Source organism: Mesorhizobium sp. M1E.F.Ca.ET.063.01.1.1, from assembly GCF_003998155.1.
GTDB lineage: Bacteria > Pseudomonadota > Alphaproteobacteria > Rhizobiales > Rhizobiaceae > Mesorhizobium.
Window position 1 is genome coordinate 1 of the sequence record NZ_RZSC01001614.1, and the last position, 449, is coordinate 449.

The window sequence follows — 449 nt, forward strand, 5'->3', positions numbered from 1 at the left end:
CCCTGACCGAACACCGCTATTCGATTACTTTGCGAACCTTGCGCAAAAAGTGAATGCGCAATGGCAGACAACATTCGTCGCGATTGCTAGGCCACTACTCGATCTGCTCGAACGTGCACTGGCGCGGCGCCTTGTCGGGCCGCCAGCGCAAAAGCCTGGTTCCGTGGCGGAAACGGTCGCTGGTAATATGGTCGAAGCGCACCTCGACGACCAGTTCCGGCCGCACCGGCTCCCATTCGCCGCTGCGTTCCGTGCTCCAGCGGCTTGGCCCGCCCGGCGCCTTGCCTGAGAAGCCGGGTCCGCCGCGCAATTCCTCGAGCTTCACGGTGATCGCCTGCCGATCTTCATTGCTGATGGTCGAAGTGAAGCCGACATGGTCGAGCAAGCCATTGTCGTTATAGAGGCCCAGCAGGAGCGACCCGACCTGGCGCTTGCGGTTCAGGTAGCGG

The 449-nt window shown here is 62.1% G+C and carries 1 pseudogene; it reads right to left on the reverse strand.

The annotated features are described in order from the left end of the window. Positions 1-94 precede the first annotated feature (94 nt). Positions 95-449, reverse strand: a pseudogene (locus tag EOA29_RS40055) (ATP-dependent DNA ligase); the annotation flags it as partial.